The organism is Actinomadura sp. NPDC000600 (genome assembly GCF_040492135.1).
GTDB lineage: Bacteria > Actinomycetota > Actinomycetes > Streptosporangiales > Streptosporangiaceae > Spirillospora.
This window is the reverse complement of sequence record NZ_JBEUPD010000005.1, coordinates 334,122-352,974: the sequence shown is the minus strand read 5'-3', so window position 1 is coordinate 352,974 and position 18,853 is coordinate 334,122. Positions and strand designations below refer to the sequence as shown.

The 18,853-nt window shown below is 73.5% G+C and carries 16 protein-coding genes and 1 tRNA gene; 6 read left to right on the top strand and 11 right to left on the bottom strand.

The genetic code is table 11. The features are described from left to right. Positions 1-7: 7 nt before the first annotated feature. From ABWI07_RS10565 to ABWI07_RS10555, 3 genes are all read right to left on the bottom strand, one after another. Positions 8-3,370, bottom strand: coding sequence for a DNA polymerase III subunit alpha (locus tag ABWI07_RS10565; RefSeq protein WP_353818400.1), 3,363 nt, complete (start codon positions 3,368-3,370; stop codon positions 8-10). Between the two features lies 1 nt (position 3,371). Next, the gene (locus tag ABWI07_RS10560) at positions 3,372-3,647 is read right to left on the bottom strand and encodes a DUF6504 family protein (RefSeq protein WP_149261413.1); all 276 of its coding nucleotides are present in this window, start codon (positions 3,645-3,647) and stop codon (positions 3,372-3,374) included. Positions 3,648-3,750: 103 nt separating this feature from the next. Further along, a complete protein-coding gene (locus tag ABWI07_RS10555) occupies positions 3,751-4,023 on the bottom strand; it encodes a hypothetical protein (protein ID WP_353818399.1) in 273 nt (90 codons plus the stop codon). Positions 4,024-4,337: 314 nt separating this feature from the next. On the opposite strand from ABWI07_RS10555, the gene ABWI07_RS10550 reads away from it, so the two are divergent. The 4 genes from ABWI07_RS10550 (at position 4,338) to ABWI07_RS10535 (ending at position 9,302) form a co-directional block, all read left to right on the top strand. Next, entirely contained in the window at positions 4,338-5,030 is a 693-nt protein-coding gene (locus ABWI07_RS10550; RefSeq protein WP_353818398.1) for a TetR family transcriptional regulator, read from the top strand. Between the two features lie 111 nt (positions 5,031-5,141). Further along, on the top strand, positions 5,142-6,104 hold the full coding sequence (locus ABWI07_RS10545; protein ID WP_149261411.1) for a quinone oxidoreductase family protein: 963 nt from the start codon (positions 5,142-5,144) through the stop codon (positions 6,102-6,104). A 72-nt stretch (positions 6,105-6,176) separates the two neighbouring features. After that, entirely contained in the window at positions 6,177-7,520 is a 1,344-nt protein-coding gene (locus ABWI07_RS10540; protein ID WP_353818397.1) for a DUF4389 domain-containing protein, read from the top strand. A gap of 81 nt (positions 7,521-7,601) precedes the next feature. Further along, the gene (locus ABWI07_RS10535; protein WP_353818396.1) at positions 7,602-9,302 is read left to right on the top strand and encodes a serine/threonine-protein kinase; all 1,701 of its coding nucleotides are present in this window, start codon (positions 7,602-7,604) and stop codon (positions 9,300-9,302) included. 15 nt (positions 9,303-9,317) lie between these two features. Here the strand turns inward: ABWI07_RS10535 and ABWI07_RS10530 are convergent, their stop codons facing one another. Continuing rightward, complete coding sequence (locus ABWI07_RS10530) at positions 9,318-10,268, bottom strand: alpha/beta hydrolase (RefSeq protein WP_235037056.1); 951 nt, start codon at positions 10,266-10,268, stop codon at positions 9,318-9,320. A gap of 108 nt (positions 10,269-10,376) precedes the next feature. On the opposite strand from ABWI07_RS10530, the gene ABWI07_RS10525 reads away from it, so the two are divergent. Then, a complete protein-coding gene (locus tag ABWI07_RS10525) occupies positions 10,377-12,248 on the top strand; it encodes a serine/threonine-protein kinase (RefSeq protein ID WP_353818395.1) in 1,872 nt (623 codons plus the stop codon). A 9-nt stretch (positions 12,249-12,257) separates the two neighbouring features. Here the strand turns inward: ABWI07_RS10525 and ABWI07_RS10520 are convergent, their stop codons facing one another. From ABWI07_RS10520 to ABWI07_RS10500, 5 genes are all read right to left on the bottom strand, one after another. After that, complete coding sequence (locus tag ABWI07_RS10520; RefSeq protein ID WP_149261409.1) at positions 12,258-12,896, bottom strand: LysE family translocator; 639 nt, start codon at positions 12,894-12,896, stop codon at positions 12,258-12,260. 64 nt (positions 12,897-12,960) lie between these two features. After that, complete coding sequence (locus ABWI07_RS10515) at positions 12,961-13,596, bottom strand: DUF1444 domain-containing protein (protein WP_353818394.1); 636 nt, start codon at positions 13,594-13,596, stop codon at positions 12,961-12,963. 37 nt (positions 13,597-13,633) lie between these two features. Continuing rightward, entirely contained in the window at positions 13,634-15,145 is a 1,512-nt protein-coding gene (locus ABWI07_RS10510) for a cobyric acid synthase (RefSeq protein WP_353818393.1), read from the bottom strand. Next, complete coding sequence (locus tag ABWI07_RS10505) at positions 15,142-16,047, bottom strand: cobalamin biosynthesis protein (RefSeq protein ID WP_235037054.1); 906 nt, start codon at positions 16,045-16,047, stop codon at positions 15,142-15,144. Before ABWI07_RS10505 ends, ABWI07_RS10510 begins: the two co-directional genes overlap by 4 nt. Further along, complete coding sequence (locus tag ABWI07_RS10500) at positions 16,022-16,813, bottom strand: phosphotransferase enzyme family protein (RefSeq protein ID WP_353818392.1); 792 nt, start codon at positions 16,811-16,813, stop codon at positions 16,022-16,024. Before ABWI07_RS10500 ends, ABWI07_RS10505 begins: the two co-directional genes overlap by 26 nt. Before the next feature lie 105 nt (positions 16,814-16,918). Between ABWI07_RS10500 and ABWI07_RS10495 the strand changes: the two genes are divergently transcribed. Next, positions 16,919-16,995: transfer RNA gene (locus ABWI07_RS10495), tRNA-Arg, on the top strand. A 125-nt stretch (positions 16,996-17,120) separates the two neighbouring features. On the opposite strand, the gene ABWI07_RS10490 is transcribed toward ABWI07_RS10495, so the two are convergent. Both ABWI07_RS10490 and ABWI07_RS10485 read right to left on the bottom strand, forming a co-directional pair. After that, entirely contained in the window at positions 17,121-17,549 is a 429-nt protein-coding gene (locus tag ABWI07_RS10490) for a DUF5959 family protein (RefSeq protein WP_149261406.1), read from the bottom strand. 128 nt (positions 17,550-17,677) lie between these two features. Continuing rightward, positions 17,678-18,802 carry a TRM11 family SAM-dependent methyltransferase gene (locus tag ABWI07_RS10485; RefSeq protein ID WP_353818391.1) on the bottom strand — a complete coding sequence of 375 codons (1,125 nt, stop codon included), beginning with the start codon at positions 18,800-18,802 and terminating at the stop codon, positions 17,678-17,680. Between the last annotated feature and the right edge of the window lie 51 nt (positions 18,803-18,853).

Below are 18,853 nucleotides of genomic sequence, written 5' to 3'. Positions count from 1 at the left end.
GCGCGGGTCAGTCCGGAGCGGGGCCGGAGCTGCCCTGGCTGGTGTGCCAGAGGGCGGTTCCCGGGGGGCGCTTGATGGCCGGACCCGCATGGCCGATGTCGGAGTACGGCGACATCGCGAAGCCCGTGGGCTGGACGATGCGGCGGCCCACCGGACGGCCGCGGCCGTCCGTTCCCGCCATCGCCGCGCGGAGGGCCTCCGGGCCGCCGCGCCGCCACTCCTCGTGCAGGGCGTTCAGGTCCCAGCAGGCGTTCGCGGTGATCGAGACGGCGCGGGCCCCGGCGCGGCGGAGCCGCCCCCGGGCGACGAGCAGCCAGGAGCCGAACACGGTGGCGGCGCACCTGTCCTGCACCGACTCGAAAAACGTGAGGTCCACCGGGCCGGTCGCGTCGTCCAGCGTGGCGAAGATGACGCGCTGCCCCGACCTGACCGCCGGGGTCTGCGTCGCGACCTTGACCCCGGCGACCAGGACCTCGCTCTTGTCCGGACGTCCCGGCAGGTCGGCGGCGCGGACGACGCCGAGCCCGGCGAGCAGCCCGGCGTAGAAGCTCATGATGTGCCGGCTCACGTCCATGCCCAGGATGTCCAGCTCCGCCTCGACCACCTCGGCCGGCGTCATCGGCGGCAGCTCGCCCGCCGGGATCTCCTCCGCCAGGTCGGCCGCCACGTCGACCAGGGCGTCCTCTCCGTCCTCGCGGCCGAGGGGGAGCTGCCCCTCCGGGATCCGCGCGGGACGGGCGGTGACCCGGTCGAGGGCGCCGACGCGGCACAGCAGGTCGCGGCGCGGGACGCCGTCGTAGAGGGCGTCGAACGCGCCCGCCAGGACGAGCCGCTCGGCGATCGGCCGCGACACCCGGGCGCGGCGCCAGAAGTCGGTCAGCGACCGGTACGGCCGGGCCCCGGTGATCCTGCCGGTCTCCGCCTCGGAGATGCCCTTGACCTCGCTCAGCGCGACCCGGATCCCGGCCGGGCCGCCCGCCGCGACGGGTTCGGCGCGCCACTGCGCGTCCGAGCGGTTGACGTCCAGCGGGAGGATCGGGACGCCGAAGTGCCGCGCGTCGTCGAGGATGACCCGCTTGGGGTACATGCCGGGGTCGTGGGTGAGGACGCCGGCGTAGAAGGCGGCGGTGTGGTGCCGTTTCAGCCAGGCCGACTGGTAGGTGGGCAGCGCGAACGACGCGGCGTGCGCCTTGCAGAAGCCGAAGGCGCCGAACGCGGTCAGCATCCGCCAGACGCGCTCGACGGTCGCCCCGTCGTAGCCGCGCGCCAGCGCCCGCTCCCGGAACCAGTCGCCGACCACGGCCTGGCCCCGCTCGTGGTTCAGGCTCCGCCGCGCCGCCTCCGCCGTGGACAGGCCGCAGCCGGTCATCACGTCGAAGACGCGGAGCACCTGCTCGTGGAAGACGACCACGCCGAGGCTCTCCCGCAGCGCGGGTTCGAGGTCGGGGTGCGGGTAGGCGGGCTCCCGGTCCCCGGCACGGGCCTCGAGGAACGGCGTCACCATGTCGGAGTTGACCGGGCCGGGGCGGAACAGCGAGATGTCGATGACGAGGTCGTCCAGGTCGCGGGGCTGGAGCCGGCCGATCAGCTCCCGCTGGCCGGGCGACTCGATCTGGAAGCAGCCGAGCGTCCGGGACGTGCGCACCAGCGCGTACGTCGCGGGGTCGTCGCGCGGGACGTCCTCCAGCGCGATCCGCTCCCCCGTCACCCGGGCGGCCTCCGCCACCGCGTGCGCCATCGCCGACTGCATCCGCACGCCGATGACGTCGAGCTTCAGCAGCCCCATCGCCTCGACGTCGTCCTTGTCGAACTGGCTCATCGGGAACCCCACGGCGGCGCTCTCGACCGGCGTCCGGTCCCGCAGCGTCGGGTTGGACAGCAGGACGCCGCACGGGTGCATGGCGATGTGGCGGGGCAGCCCGTCCAGGCGCTCGGCGATGCGGAACAGCACCTCCAGGCGCCCCGCCGCCAGGTTGCTCTGCCGCAGCTCGGGCAGGTCGTCCAGGGCGGCGCGGATCTGGTTCGCCCGGATCCGCGGGAACGCCTTGGCGATCGCGTCGATCTCGTGCGGCGGGAGCCCGACGGCGTTGCCGACGTCGCGCAGCGCGCTGCGCGCCCGGTAGGTCTCCATCATCGACACGCACGCCGTGGCGTCCGCGCCGAACCGGTCGAACAGCGCCTGGTAGGCCTCCAGCCGCCGGGCCGACTCCACGTCCAGGTCGATGTCGGGCAGGCCCTCGCGGCTGTCGGCGAGGAACCGCTCCATCACCAGGTCGTGCCGCAGCGGGTCCAGGTCGCTGATGCCGATCAGGTGGTTGACCAGGCTGCCCGCGCCCGAGCCGCGGATCGCGCAGCGGATGCCGCGCGCCCTGATCAGCGCGGCGGCGTCGGCGACGGTGAGGAAGTACGGCGCCAGGCCCTTGCGGCCGATCACGCCGAGCTCGTGGTCGAGCCGGGCCGCGGCCTCCCGCGACCCGTCGAGCCCGCGCCGCGCCATCCCCTCCGCGCACAGGGCGGCGAGCCGGGCGTGCGGATCGCCCTCGACGGCCGGCAGGTGGACCTCGTCCATCCCGAGGTCGCGGGCCGGGTCGAGGACGCAGCGTTCCGACAGCCGCCGGGTGGCCGCGAGCAGCGCGTCGGCCTCGTCGGGGCCGCAGCTCGCCTCCGCGACCCGGCGCATCTCGGGGACCGACTTCAGGTACGCCTGACCGGTGCGGTCGTCCAGGTGCCGCCGGTCGAGCGGGACGAGGCGGCGCGTCACGTCCAGGACCTGCGCGACCGGGTGGTCGGACGGGTCCAGGTAGCGGACGGCGTTGCCCAGCACGGCGGGCACCCCGGCCTCGCGGGCGAGCGCGAGCATCCGCGCCGCCCGCGGCCCGTCGCCCCTGTCGCGGTGGTCGACGATCTCGATCACGGTCTCGGCGGTGGCCCGCCACGCCGCCAGCCGGGCCGCCGCCACGTCCGGGCGCCGCCCGGTGAGGGCCCGCCCGACGTCCGACGCCGGGCCGAGCAGGACGACGAGGCCGTCGGCGTGCGCGCCGACCATCTCCCTGGTCACCAGCGGGCGGCCGCGCCGGCCCGCCGCGTGCGCCGCCGTCACCAGCCGGCACAGCGACCGCCACCCGGCGCGCCCCTCGGCGAGGACAACGATGCGCTCGTCGCCGGTGGAGGCGACCCTGAGGTCGGCGCCGACGACGGCGCCGATCCCCGCGTCCGCGCATGCGCGGACGTGCCGGACGGCCCCGTACAGGCCGTCGCGGTCGGTCAGCGCCAGCGTCTCCATGCCGAGGACCGCCGCGCGCTCCGCCAGCGCCGCGGGCGGCGCGACGCCGAACCGGAGCGAATAGGACGAAGCGACATGAATATGCACGTCAGTCCCATACCCGGGATAGCAGCCAGCTGTCGGCGGCCACGTCATAACGCAGCTCGTAGACGCCGATCTCCCGCTCCGGGGTCGCCTCGACCCGCCAGAACTCCCGCTCGCCGGTGGCCTCGCCGTCGGGCTGCCGCTCCCGCCACCAGTCGCGGGTCGTGACCCAGTGCTCCAGCACCCGCCGGACGCTGTAGAGCCGGCCACGCCAGACGAACCGGACCGGACGCCCGTCGCTCACCCAGACGTCGACCGGATCGCCGAACACGCGCGTCATCTGCCTCCCCCTCGCGCTCACCGCACGGGGGAAGACATGCGGAACTCGAACAGACGTTCGCATCCGAGTCTAGGGAACCCCCGGCCCGGGGGGCAAGGCGGGGTCAGCCGAGAAGGGTGTGGATGCGGTCGGCGACCTCGTTGAGCCGGGCGACGTCGGCCATGCCCCCGGCGGGCCACAGGTAGTACCAGCCGTCGCCGGACGGGGTGGCGAGGACGATCAGGTGCCGCCCCGTCCCCGGCATGGAGACGGCCAGCAGCGACTCCCCGGGCCCGGCGAACCGCCAGGCGAGGCCCCTGGCCTCGACCTCGCACGCGAGCGCCGCGAGGTGACGCCGGCGCACCTCGGCGATCTCCCGCCCACCGACTACAGACACATCAGCCGCCTCAGCAGGTCCGGCCGCCGTGATGACCTTGTGCGATCACCCGGCGACGGTTGGTGACCGGTCCTCAGCATGACCCGGATCCGGGGCCCGCGGAGGGAGAATCCCAAAGGTGGGGACGGGTGTACCCCGTCCGTAAGGGGATGGTCCGCGGGAGCGGTGGGAACGGACCGGCGTGTTATGCGCCAATCACCGCACACCAGGTTTCCGGTCCCCGGAACCCGGCCCGCATGCGGAGGCCCTGTCCGTGATAGAAGCCTCTGTGAGGCGGGCATGGCCCGCGTCAGCCAAATAGAAGGAGCGAGCCGATGAGCGCCGTCCCCGCCGGCGACCCGTCAGGCCACACGGATCACGGCGTCCGCGGGCACGGCCCCGAGCAGGGCCGCGCCCTCGCCGGGCTCCGCGAGCGCAAGAAGCAGCGGACCCGCCTCGCCCTCATCGACGCGGCCCTGGACCTGTTCCTCGCCAAGGGGTACGAGGCCACGACCATCGACGAGATCGTGGCGGCGGTGGAGGTGTCGCAGCGCACCTTCTTCCGCTACTTCGGCACCAAGGAGGACGTGGTCACGAGCTTCCTCACCGAGCACGACCAGGTGCTGGCGGAGGCGCTGGCGGCCCGCCCGCCCGACGAGCGGCCGTTCACCGCGCTGTTCGAGTCGCTGCGCGTCGTGCTGCGGACGATCGCCGAGAACGACCCGGCCGACGGCGCCCGGTTCCGGCGCGTCCGGCAGGTGATCGAGGCGACGCCGGCGCTGATGGCGGCGCAGATGGCGCGGTACTCGGCGTCGGCGGAGGCGCTCGCCGCCGAGATCGCGCGCCGCGAGGGCGTCGACATGGAGCAGGACCTGCGGCCGCGGATCGTCGTGTCGTTCTACCTGGCCGCGACCAAGGTCGCGTTCGAGGACTGCGCCCGCCGCGACATCTGGGACGCCGGGACGGTCGCGTCCCGCGTGGAGGAGTCCGTGGCCCTCGTCGGCCGGACCATGCGCGACTGGGTGTGAGCCCCGGCGGCGGATTCGAGCGGATTCGAACGGCCCGCGGGCGGAATAGCCCGTAGGGGCGACCGGGTTTTCCGGGAGCGTCCACGCGAACCTACCCGTCAGGAGAACGACATGCGCGCGATCGTCATCACCCGCAGCGGCGGCCCCGAGGTCCTGGAGGCGTCCGAGCGCCCCGCCCCGGAGCCCGGACCGGGCGAGGTGCTGATCGACGTGGCGGCCGCCGGGGTCAACTTCATCGACGTGTACTACCGGACGGGCGCGTACCCGCAGGAGACCCCGTACACGCCGGGCGTCGAGGCGGCCGGGACGGTCGCGGCGGTCGGCGAGGGCGTCCGGGAGTTCTCGGTGGGCGACCGCGTCGCCTGGGCGAACGTGCAGGGCGGCTACGCGGAGAAGGCCGTCGTCCCCGCGGACAAGGTCGTCCCCGTCCCCGACGGCGTCGAACTGGAGGACGCGGCCGCGTCGCTGCTGCAGGGCATGACCGCGCACTACCTGACCCGGTCGACCTACCCGGTCCAGGAGGGCGACACCGTCCTCGTGCACGCGGGCGCCGGCGGGATGGGGCTGCTGCTCACGCAGGCGGCCACGTCGCTCGGCGCCAGGGTGCTCGCGACGGCGTCCACCCCGGAGAAGGAGAAGCTGGCGAAGGACGCGGGCGCGGACGCCACGATGGGCTACGACGGCTTCCCCGCGCGGGTGCGGGAGCTGACCGGCGGCGAGGGCGTCGCCGTGGTGTACGACGGCGTCGGGGCGCCCACGTTCGACGGGAGCCTGGACAGCCTCCGGCGGCGCGGCACCCTGGCCCTCTACGGGGCGGCGGGCGGCCCCGTCCCGCCGTTCGACCCGCAGCGCCTCAACCGGGCCGGCTCGGTGTTCCTGACCCGGCCGTCCCTCACCCACTACGTCGCGGACCGCGAGGAGCTGCTGGAGCGCGCCGCCGCCGTCTACGCGTGGGTGGAGTCCGGCGCCGTGAAGGTCCACGTCGGCCGCCGCTACGACCTGGCCGAGGCCGCCGCCGCGCACGCCGATCTGGAGGCGCGGCGGAGCACCGGCAAGCTCCTGCTGATCCCCTGACGGTCCCGGGCCGCGCCGCCGCCTCCCTTAGGCTGGCCCGGACAGACGATCTTCCAAGGAGCGCCGCCCCCCATGACGACGTACGCCGGACCGCTGGAGAAGGACGAGCCCCGCGTTCTCGGCCCGTACCGCCTGCTCGGGCGGCTCGGCCGGGGCGGCATGGGCACCGTCTACCTGGGCGCCGAGCCGGACGGGCGGCGGGTCGCGGTGAAGGTCGTCAACCGGGAGCTGGCCGGGGAGCCGGCGTTCCTCGCCCGGTTCCGCCGGGAGGTGACCGCCGCGCGGCGGGTCCACCGGTTCTGCACCGCGCCGGTGATCGACGCCGAGCTCGACCAGGACCCGCCGTACATCGTCACCGAGTACATCGACGGCCCGAGCCTGGAGAAGGCCGTCCGGGACAAGGGCCCCCTGCCGGGGTCCGACCTGGAGGGCCTCGCGGTCGGCGTCGCCACCGCGCTCGCCGCGATCCACGGCGCCGGGATCGTGCACCGCGACCTCAAGCCCGCCAACGTCCTGCTGTCCTCCACCGGCCCCCGCGTCATCGACTTCGGCATCGCCCGCGCCCTCGACGCCGCCGACGGCCCCACCCGCACCGGCCAGTTCGTCGGGACGCCGTCCTACATCGCGCCCGAGGTGCTGCGGGGCGAGCCGGTCGAGCAGGCGTCGGACGTGTTCTCGTGGGGCTGCGTGGTCGCCTACGCCGGGACGGGCCGCCCGCCGTTCCAGGGCGGCACCGTCGCCGAGACGTTCCGCCGCATCGAGCACGAGGAGCCCGACCTCGCCGGCCTCGACCCGCGGCTGCGCGACGTCGTCGCCGCCGCGCTCGGCAAGGACCCGCGCGACCGCCCGTCGGCGCGGCGGCTGCTCACCCTGCTCGTCGGGCAGGAGAAGGCCGACCTCACCCAGGCCGTGGAGACGATCTCGGAGTCGTGGCGGGGGCCGGATCCGGCCGCGGAGCCGTCCACCGCCCCCGCCGCGGACGGGGAGCGTCCGGCGGCGGTCGGCGTACCGGCTCAGAGTGCCGCGCCCGAGCCCCCCGCGACGGCGGCCCCGGCGGTGCGCGAGCCCGGCCCCGACGAGGAGACGGTCCTGGTCGAGCTGCCGTTCCCGGCCGCCTGGCGCGGCCCGCGGCGCTGGCTCACCCTGCTCCGGGGCCTGCTGGTGATACCGCACCTGGCCGTGATGCTGGTCATGTACGCGGCCCTGGTGGTCGTCATGCTGCTCAGCTGGCTGGTCATCCCGTTCACCGGCCGGTACCCCCGCGGTCTGTACGCGCTGGTCGTCGGGTGCCAGCGCTGGTCCAGCCGGGTCGTGGCGTACGCGTTCGGGCTCACCGGCGAGAAGCTGCCGCCGTTCCGGACCCTCCCGCGGGCCCGCCGCGCCCCGTCGCGCCGAACGACCCCGCCGACCCACTGAACGCGCTGACGGCTTGGCGCGTCCGAATTACCGTGGACCGCTAGGGTTCTACCGCAAAGACTCCCGATTCCCCTCAGGATCATGATGACCACGCACGCAGGAGAGAACGGGGAGACCCTGCGCCCCGGCGACCCCGGAGAGCTCGGCCCCTACAGGCTGGTCGGGCGGCTCGGCCGGGGCGGCATGGGGACGGTCTACCTCGGCGAGGACCGCGCCGGCCGCCGCGTCGCCGTGAAAATGATCAACCGGGAACTCGCCGGGGAGGGCGCGTTCCGGGAACGGTTCCGGCGCGAGGTCACCGCCGCGCGGCAGGTCCGCCGGTTCTGCACCGCGCCCGTGATGGACGCCGAGCTGGACACCGACCCCCTGTACGTCGTCACCGAGTACATCGAGGGGCCGACGCTGGAGAGCGCCGTCGCCGAGCGCGGCCCGCTGCCCGGCTCCGACCTGGAGGGCCTCGCCGTCGGCGTCGCCACCGCGCTCGCCGCGATCCACGGCGCCGGGATCGTGCACCGCGACCTCAAGCCCGCCAACGTCCTGCTGTCCTCCACCGGCCCCCGCGTCATCGACTTCGGCATCGCCCGCGCCCTCGACGCCGCCGACGGCCCCACCCGCACCGGCCAGTTCGTCGGCACCCCGAACTACCTGCCGCCCGAGCTGCTGCGCGGCGAGCAGGTCTCGCCCGCCTCCGACGTGTTCTCGTGGGGCTGCGTCGTCGCCTACGCCGGGACCGGGCGCCCCCCGTTCGCGGGCAACACGGTCCCGGAGATCTTCTACCGCGTCGTGCACGAGGAGCCGAAGCTCGACGGGCTCGACCCCGCCCTCCGCGACGTCGTCGCCGCCGCGCTCGACAAGGACCCGCGGCGGCGGCCGACCGTCCAGGAGCTGCTCGGACGGCTCGTCGGCAACGGCAAGGCCGACCCGGCCAAGCTCGCCGAGACCGTCCAGGCGAGCTGGCACGCCACCCCGGGCGAGCCGACCGCGGCGGCGCCGACCGCCCCGGCCGCCTTCCAGCAGCCGACCGCTCCGCCCGCGGCGCCCGGCGCCACCCGCCAGGACGCGCGCCCCGCCCCCGGCCCGAGCGGCGGCGGGCTCCCCCGGCGCCCGCTGCTCATCGGCGGCGCCGTCGTGGCGGCCCTCGCCCTGCTCGCCGCCGTGGGGTTCTTCGCGCTGGGCCCGGACGGCCCGCCCGACGACAACCTGGCCATGGCGTTCGCCGACGACTTCTCCAACGAGAACTCCGGCTGGGGCTCCTTCACCGGTGAGTACACCTACACGAACGGCGCCTACCGGATACAGACCGACGGCAGCGCCGGCTCGCAGTCGCGGGACGTGCCCAAGAACGAGTTCGCCCCCGACCCGATGCTGGCCACGGTCAGCGCCAAGGCCGCCCAAGGGGCCCCCGACGGCATGTACGGGGTCTACTGCCGCTCGGCCGACAGCAACTGGTACCTGTTCCTGGTCCGCAACGACGGCAAGGGCGCGGTGCTCCGCAAGGGCACCAAGGACCGCGGCACCAAGGAGCTCGCCAACCCCGACTCGGTCCCGGGCTTCAGCGAGGGCAAGTCCAACAAGCTCCAGATCGCGTGCGAGAGCGGCAACGACGGCAAGCAGGTCCGGCTGCGGCTCTGGGTGAACGGCGACCAGGTCATCGACGCGACGGACGCCGACCAGCCGCTCGGCAACGGCAAGGTCGGCCTCACCGTCGAGCGGGGCGGCAACGCCGCGCAGCAGATCATCGTCGACTTCGACGACTTCGACCTGTCGAAGATCCTTGAGTAGCCGAGCGGGCCCCGGTCAGGCCGGCAGGTAGCCGTTCGTCCAGCGGGTCAGCTCCGCGAAGACCTGCGTGCGGGCCGGTTCGGCGGACAGCACCAGGTCGTGCAGGCCGCCGTCGATCCGCACGAGCGTGACGTGCCGCCCGATCCGCGGCGCCCACTTCGCCATGTGCTCGACGTCCAGGACGGCGTCGGCGCCCGTCACGTCCAGCACCTTGCGGGTCGGGCGGACGCTGCGCGTCGACGCCATGACCAGCACCGGGACGTCCACGTCCAGGCCGCGGTGCAGGCGCAGCTGCCCCCGGCGGACGGCCGCAAGCCACGCCGCCCGCACCGGGAACCCGGCGATCGGCTTCCAGGCGAGGTCGAAGTCCCACTCGCCCTCGTGGTCGCGGTGGATGCTGCGCGGGTACCGGTCGGACACGCCCGCGGGCAGCTTCGCCTTCGGGAACCGGGGCCGCAGCGCCCGCGCCAGGCCCGCGCCGACCTTGCGCATCACCAGCGGCTCGGCGATGTCCAGGAACGGGCTGTTGAGGAACACGCCGTCGACCAGGCCCTTGCCGCTCGCCCGGTCGGCCCACAGCGCGGCGACCAGGCCGCCGGTCGAGTGGCCGTTCAGCAGGAGCGTGTCGTGCCCGTCCACGTCCCGGACGATCCGCACCGCCTCGTCGATCTCGGGGAAGTAGTCCGACAGGCTCTCGACGTAGTTCGGGGTCTGGTGCGGCCGCAGCGAGCGCCCGTACTTGCGCAGGTCGAGCGCGTAGAAGTCGAAGCCGAGGTCGACGTAGAAGTCGGCGAGGTGCCGCTGGAAGAAGTAGTCGACGAAGCCGTGCAGGTACAGCACCGCCCGCCGGGACGGGTCGCCGCCGCCGCGCCGCCGCACGAGCGTCGCCACGACCTCGCCCTCGGCGTCGCGGCCCATCGGCAGCTCGATCGCCTCGTAGCCGGGGCCGAGCACGTCCGCCGTCACGTCCAATTTTCCTCCCGCAGTCCGCGAACCATTGCCCCGTGGCCGGACGTCAAAGATTCTGACCGCAGGACACACTGAATAACAGCACACCCCCCCGGGAGCCGAGCCATGCGGACGTCCCTTCGTGATCGAGACCCGCGTCTGCTCGGCCCCTACGTTCTCACGGCCCGGCTCGGCCGGGGAGGCATGGGCACCGTCTTCCTCGGCGAGGACGAGGCGGGGCGGCAGGTCGCGGTCAAGGTCATCAACGCCGAACTGGCCGACGACGAGGCCTTCCACGACCGGTTCCGGCGGGAGGTGACGGCGGCGCGGCAGGTGAGCCGGTTCTGCACGGCCGCCGTCCTGGACGCCCGTCTCGACGGCGACCCGCTGTACGTGGTGACCGAGTACGTGAACGGGCCGTCCGTCGAGGAGGCCGTCAAGGCGGACGGGCCGCTGCGCGGCGGCGACCTGGAGGCCCTCGCGGTCAACATCGCGACGGCGCTGGGCGCGATCCACGGCGCGGGGATCGTGCACCGCGACCTCAAGCCGTCCAACGTGCTGCTGTCCCCGACCGGGCCGCGCGTGATCGACTTCGGCATCGCGCGGGCGCTGGACGCCACCGAGGGCCCGACCAGGACCGGCCAGTTCGTCGGCACGCCCGCCTACATCGCGCCCGAGCTCATGCACGGCCGGGAGATCACGCCGGCCGCCGACGTGTTCTCCTGGGGCTGCGTCGTCGCCTACGCGGGCACCGGGCGCGCCCCGTTCGGCGGCGGGAACCTACCGGAGGTCATCAACCGGGTGACGTCCGGCGAACCCGACCTGGACGGCCTCGACCCGGCCGTCCGCGACGTGGTGGCCCGGTCGCTGGCCAAGGACCCCGCCGAACGTCCCGCGGTGAAGCAGCTGATCCAGGCGCTGACCGGCGAGGACGAGCCGCCCGCGACACCGCCCACGGCCGAACTGCCCGCACCGGGCCTGGTGCCGCCCCCAGGGCCGCCCCCCGTGCCGCCTCCGGTGCCGCCTCCGGGGCCCGCGCCCGCGCCGACGCCCGCCGCCGAGCAGCCGCCCGCATCTTCACCGGAGAGCGCGGCCGAGGAGAAGGCCGCGACTCCTCCGGCGCCGGCCACCGAGCAGAGGCCCGTTCCTCCGTCGGTACCCGCCACCGAGCAGGGGTCCGTCCCCACGCCCGAGCCCGCGGTCGCGGCCATGATGAGCGCCGACTCCGTGCCCCCGACGAGCCCGGCCGGCGTCCCGGTTCCGGCGGCCCGGGCGAAGAAGCCGTTGGGCCGGTACCGCAACCACGGCCTGGTCGCCGTCGCGGCCTGCGCGGTCGTCGCCGTCTCCGGCGTGATCGGGGCCCTCGGCCTCCCGGACGGCGACAAGGCCCCGGCCGCTCCCGGATCCGGCGCGGCCGCCGTCCTCGGGGACGAACCGCCGAAGTCCAAGGACAAGGTCTTCGACGACAAGTTCAGCCACGAGGACTCCGGCTGGAAGACGGCCGCCACGCCGGACTGGGACGCGGCCTACCAGGACAAGAAGTACGAGATCCGCGTCCTCCCGAAGACCACGCGGACGATCGTCGACGCACCGACGAGCAGGACCCCCGACTCGCAGCTCATCGACGCCGAGGTCTCTCTGCAGGACCCCAACGGCGAGGCGGGGGTGTTCTGCCACGGAAGCACCGGCTACGCGTTCCTCCTCCGCTCGGACGGGCATGCCCGGATCGCCAAGCTGACCTCGTCGCAGGCGCAGACCGTGACGAGCGGCACCGTGCCCAAGCTGCGCGACGACAACCGCGTGCAGGCCGCCTGCGTCAAGCGGAAGGACGGCAACATCGACCTCGCGATGTGGGTGAACGGCGAGCCGGTCGCGTCGTCCGCCGCCACACCGCCCGCCGCCGTCCCCGGCTGGAGCGGCCTGGTCGTCCTCCGCGCCGAGGGCGCCACCGGGCGGCCGCAGGCGGTCTTCGACGACTTCGCGCTCTGCGAGGTCTGACCCGGCGCCTCAGTCCTTGCGGCCGGTCGCCGCGACGGTGACGCCGAGGCCGATCATCATCAGGCCGCCGGTGCCGCCGATCGCCGCGAGGCGCCGCGGCGACCGGGCGAACCAGTCGCGGGCCGTCCCGGCCGCGAGGCCCCACACGCTGTCGCAGAACAGCGCGATCACCGCGAAGATCGCGCCGAAGACGATCATCTGGAGCGCGACGTGCCCGTTCTCGCGCACCACGAACTGCGGCAGGACGGCCGCGAAGAACACGGTGGTCTTCGGGTTGGTCATGCCCACGATGAACCCCTGCAGCAGGGCCCTGCCGCCGCCGCGCTCCGCCTCGCTCCCGGCGATCGCCTCCTGGAGCGAGCGCCGGTGCCGGATCGCCTGCACCCCGAGGTAGACGATGTAGACCGCGCCCACGATCTTCAGCACGGTGAACACGATGACGGAGCGTTCCACGATCGAACCGATGCCCACCGCGACGGCCGAGGTCAGTACCAGGGCGGCGAGCACCCCGCCGACCACGCCCGCAAGAGCGGTGCGCCGGCCGTGCGCCAGCGCGCGGCCTACGACGAAGAGGACGGACGGTCCGGGGATCAGGATGATGGCCAGCGCCATCGCGGAGAAGGCCAGAAGCTGATGAGTCGACACCATGGACGGCACGGTACGCATCCCGGCCAGGGCGTCCCACTCAATTTTCCGGGGGCCGGGGCCGGTCTCAGACCGCGAGGACGTCCCAGGCGCCGTTGCGGCGGACCAGGAGGTTGTGCGTGAGAAGGGTCCCGGCGGGGACGTCCCATGCCGGGTCGGAGGCGTCGTCGTCCCCGCGGTCCTCGGCCCACACCTGCGCGACCGCCCAGCGGAGCTTGTCGACACCGTCCGGATGCCCGGTGCCGGACGCGACGAACACGTCCCGCGCGGGCGCCGCGACGACGAGGTCGCCGTCCACGTCCTGCGCCAGCTTCTCCAGGAAGCCCTCGTCCAGCAGCAGGCCCGACTCCAGGCTCCCGCTGCGCGCGGAACCGCCCAGCGACACCGTCACGGCGCGCGCGTCCGGGTACCAGCTGAGGCTCAGCTCGGGACGCAGGTCGCGCAGGTTGATCACCGCGTGGCGGCGCAGCTCGCCCGGCGCGACGCCGAGGTCGGCGCAGTGGCGGCGCGCCACGTGCTCGTAGCGGCGGCCGGTCGGGGCGCCCTCGTCGGCGATCTCCAGCGCGTAGGTGACGTACAGGTCGGCCGCGAACGGGTCGCGGATCGGCTCCTCGTCCGCCGGGAGCGGGAACTCCAGCTGGACCTCGGCCGGGACCCGCGCCTTCATCAGCGGGACGATCAGCTTGGACCGCGGGTCGGTCACGGGGCGTTCCTCCTGGTGCTCTGCGCGTACGAGTGGATCACCTTACCGCCGCGGAGGGCGGTTCCGGGGCTCCACCTGGCGGGACGACGGGCATGCCGCCGGGCGCCCCGCCCTCGATGATCCGCCACACGGCCTCGGTGTCCATGTGCTCCTCGACGAGGTCGCCGAGCGCGTCCAGGGTCGCCTCCCGCAACGCCTCGAACGACACGTCCGGGGCCGGGACGAAAGCCCTTCCGGCGGCCTGGGCGACGTCCGCGAGGAACGCCCTCCGGAAACCGTCGTTCTCCATGGCGCCGTGCCAGGTCGTCCCCCAGACGGAGCCTTTCCGGCACCCGTCGAGGAAAGGCTCCCCTTGCGCGGTCACGATGCCGTGGTGGATTTCGTAGGCGTGCACGGGTTCCCCGTACGCGCTCCCCTCCGGCCGCCCGAGGGTCTTCTCCTTCTTGAACTCGACTCTCGCGGGAAGAAGGGCGAGGCCCCTCGTCCTCCCCTCCTTCGACTCGACGTCGTCCACGATCTCTTCGGCGAGCATCTGGTAGCCGCCGCAGATACCGAGCACCGGCCGCCCCGATTCGGCCCTTCTCCGGACCTCCTCCGCCATTCCCCGCTCGCGGAGCCACGCCAGATCGGCGACCGTGGCCCGGGTGCCCGGCAGCACCACCAGGTCGGCCTCCGCCAGATCCCCGGCGCTCGCCGCGTACCGGACGACGACGCCGGGCTCGCAGGCCAGGGCGTCCAGGTCCGTGAAATTGGAGATGCGCGGGAACCGGACGACGGCGATGCGCAGCGTCTCCTTCCCGTACGGCCCTTTCGCGTCGGGCCGCGGCGCGTCCAATGCCAGGGTGTCCTCGGAATCGAGATACAGCCCGAGCTTCCAGGGCAGCACGCCCAATGTCGGCCGGCCCGTGAGCATCTTGAGCTGCTCCAGCCCGGGCGCCAGAAGCTCCTCCGCCCCCCGGAACTTGTTGATGACGAATCCCGCTATCAGCGCCTGGTCCGCGGGCTCCAGCAAGGCGACCGTGCCGTAGAGCGACGCGAAGACACCGCCCCGGTCGATGTCGCCGACCACCACGACCGGCAGATCCGCGGCCCGCGCCAGCCCCATGTTCACGATGTCGCCGCCCCGCAGATTGATCTCGGCGGGACTCCCGGCCCCCTCGCACACCACCACGTCGTACTTGGCCCGCAACTCGTCAAGGCTCTCCAGCACGACGCCCTTGAGCCATTCCTTGTGCGCCCCGTATTGCAGAGCGTCGACCTCCGCGACGGGCCGTCCCAGCACCACGACCTGGCTTCTGCGGTCGCTCCCCGGCTTGAGCAGCACCGGATTCATCAGCGCCGCGGGCTCCACACCCGCGGCCTGCGCCTGCATGTACTGCGCCCGCCCGATCTCCGCACCGTCGCTCGTCACCATCGAGTTCAGCGACATGTTCTGGGCCTTGAACGGCGCGACCTTCACGCCCTGCCGGGCCAACCACCGGCACAGCCCCGCCGTGACGACGCTCTTCCCCGCGTCGGACGTGGTCCCGGCCACCAGCAGCCCGCTCACCGCACGCTCCAGACCACGGCCGCCGCCGCGAACGTCACCGCCGCGGAGAGCCGGACGGCCCTCCGGATGTCCCGGACCTCGGGGGCCCGGCCGTCCCCCATCTCGGGCCGGTGCTCGACCCGTCCGCCATAGGCGTTGACCCCGCCCAGCCTCACCCCGAGCGCCCCGGCGAAAGCGGCCTCGCACCGTCCGGCATTGGGGCTCGGATGCTTCGCCCCGTCCCTTCTCAGGACGCGCCAGGCCTCCCGTCCCGAACAGAGGGCGACCAATCCCCCGGTGACCCTCGCCGGAACCCAGTTGGCGACATCATCGAGCTTGGCCGCCGCCCACCCGAACCGCTCGTACCTCGGACTCCGATACCCCACCATGGCGTCAAGCGTGTTCACCGCCCGGTACATGAGCAACCCCGGAATGCCCGCCACCGCACCCCACACCAAAGGGGCGATGGACGCGTCCGACGTGTTCTCGGCGACCGACTCCACCACCGCACGGCTCAGAGCACGGGCATCCAGCCCCCGGGGATCCCGCGCGCACAGATGGGAAAGCCGCTTCCTTGCGGCCTCCACATCTCCCCGCTCCAGCACCCGCGCCATATGGAGCCCTTCGCGGCCCAACGACGTCCCGCCGAGCACGGCCCAGGTGACCCCGGCGGTAACAAGACAATGCACGAGGGGCCGCCGACTCACCCGCTCAAGCGCGACCCCCGCGACCCCGGCGCCCCCCACCAGAGCCCCGACATAGACAGCACCCCGCCAGCGCGAATCCCCATAGATCCAGCGCTCCGCCCCGGACGCCACCCGACCGAACCCGGCCACGGGATGCCACCGCTTCGGATCCCCGAGCAGCGCGTCCAGCGCGACCCCGAGAACCAGCCCCTCACCAGAGACGCGCATCGAGTTCATCCCAGTGCCGCTCCAGCCAATCCTGCGCCCGCCGTATCCGCGGCCCCGCGCCGCCCTGCCAGATCCGCGCCCATCCCCCACCGCGCTCCGCCTTCTCCCGCATCGCCCGGTAGGACCGCTCGAACCGCACCCGCGCCACCGGCAGCACCTCCCGCCGCCGCTCCGGCTCCAGCCCGTAGGCATCACAGAAGATCCGCAGCCGCCGCCCCACATCCGCCCCGTAGAGCAAAGCGTCCCGATCGGCGGGATCCTCGATGGGCCCCCAGTGCCGCAGCGCGGTGACCACGTCGAACACCCGCGTGGTAGGCCGCGCCAGGTCAAAATCGATCAACGCGACCGGCTTCCCGCCCCGAAAGACCACGTTCTCCGGAGTCACATCGCAATGCCCGATGACCTCGGGCTTCCCGTCCAGGTTGGACGTCTCCGCATCCCACGGCGCCCCCAGCGGCGCCTCATACGACGCAACCGCCTCGTGGTACCGCCTCAGCAGCCGCGCGACGCCCCGCAACGCGTCCTCGGAGACGACCCCCGCCCCCAACGGCCGATGCGGCACCTCCCCGGGCACCCAGCTGAGCACTTCCCGCCCCAGCTCGTCGATCCCCAGCACCCGCGGCGCCCCGTCGAACCCCACGGCCTCCAGATGCCGCAGCAACCCGTGGACCGCCGGACTGTGCGCCCGCAGCGGCCGCCGCACCGTCTCCCCGACCCGCACCACACCCTCCGACACGGCCCCACCGGAGAGCGGCACCTCGATGTTCACCGCCACAGCACCCCAAGATAGAACCCCCGCCCCAGCGGTAACGCCGTTATGGATGTGGAGCCGGACGACGCGCACCCTTACACTGTGTCCCGGCGTCCCGCCGGGCGCCGAGCGCCCGTAGCTCAGCTGGACAGAGCATCGGACTTCTAATCCGACGGTCGCGGGTTCGAATCCTGCCGGGCGCGCCACCCCCTGACCTGCAGTCCCACCGCTGCCAAGATCCCGAGTTCTGTCCCGGTACGTCCCCGCGCCCGCTCGATGTTCGTTCGGCTGTCACGAACCTGTCGCCGGCACCCCCCGCGGATCGCTGCGATCAGCCTGACAGCATCGGGATCCAGTAGCTCATCACCTGGTGCAGGCGCCGGCGGTGGTCCGCGATCCAGCCGTCCGGCGGGACGAGCGGGACCCGCACGGTGACCATGGATCCGCCCTCGTCCTCCACGACCACCTCCGGACAATCGCGCTCGCCAGTGAGCCGGATGAAGACGGACGGGCCCCGGCTCATCTCCATCCAGGCGGCGTCCTCGCCGGCGTCGAGCCGGTCCAGCGCGTCGGCCCAGCTCTCCAGCCTCGAAACGTACAGCGCCAGGTCGATCCGGCCGGACACGAAGGGCGTCTTGACGACGATCTCGGCGTCGAGTCCGGCGGCCCACCCGGCCGCACGTCCCAGCACGTTGACCGTGACGCTGTTCCCCTCGTCGTCGGCGAGGGAGATCAACTCCCTCGGGGGGCCGTCGCCCATGGCTGCCCTCTCGTCGGCGATCGGTGACAAGATCCTCGCCCGGCCGGTGCAGGTGTGGCGGTCAGCGGGACATGCTGGAATTACCCAGCATGTCCCGCAGCATTGGCAACTCCACACCGCTCGTAATCTCAGCGGGGCTTCTCTTCAGTGTGGCGCGTGGTGCGTCTCCGGGCTTTGGTGGACGCTGCCGGGCGTAGGCCGACGATGAAGGATTGAGCGCCGGAGATACGGACGCCTTGGACGTGGACCGGGGCGAGGCCGTGCCGGATGGCGTCGGTCAGGGTCTCGGAGGTGGGCAGGAGGAGCACGGCCGTGCCGTCCGGTGCCAGTACGCGGCGAAGCTCTGTCCACCAGCGGGACGGGGAGCCGGCGAGCAGCCCGCGGGGGTGGACCTGGACGCCCCAGGGCGGGTTGCACAGGACGCGGTCGACGCTGGCGTCGGGGAGAGGGAGGCGCCCGGCGTCGCCACGGTCCACGCGGACGGGCACGGCGGCGGCGTTCGCCCGTGCCGCCGCGACGGCGTCGGGAGAAAGGTCGAAGCCGTACAGGCGGGCGCCGGGCCGGGCGAGCGCGGCCTCGATCAGCAGGGTTCCGGCGCCGCAGCACGGGTCCAGGACGGTGTGGTCCGGGCGGATGCCGGCCAGCACGGCCATGGCCGCGGCCAGCGGCGGGTGCAGCGTCCCCTTGATCATCCGCTGTTTGTAGGCGCGGCGGTGCAGCGGCCGGTCGCCGACCCGCATCATGAGCGCGGCGTGCGTTCCGTCCAGGGTCAGCCGCCAACCCCAGTACCCCGGCGGGGGCGCGGCGCCCGTGCGCCGCGAGTGGTAGGGGACGCCGAGCCGCTCGGCCAAAGCCGTGCCCACGATATCCTCGGCGTCGTACCGGCTGAAGGTGCGCCGCCCGAGGAAGGATGCGGAGACATCGATGCCCGGCACCTGGGTCGGCGCCTGCGTCAGTGCGCGGCGCAGGCGCACCAGCAGATCGGTGTCGGCCAGGGCGGCGAGCTCGGCCAATGCATGCAGGTCATGCTTCGTGGTCCCGATGTCGGACCGGCGCGCGGCCGACAGGAACAGGTCGTCGGCTGTGCGCAGCACCGGGATCGGCTCCGGCCGCGACGAGCGGAGACCGAAGTGGACCTCGCGATGACCGAGGCGGGTGACGGAGCCGAGCCCCGACTCCAGGACCTCGGCGGCGACCGCGGACTCCAGCCCGCGTACGCAGCGGGCGACCAGACGGGTGCGCGGAATGCGCATGATGATCGTTCTTCTCCCACGTCAGCACCCGGGGCAGCGCTCCGCCGCCCC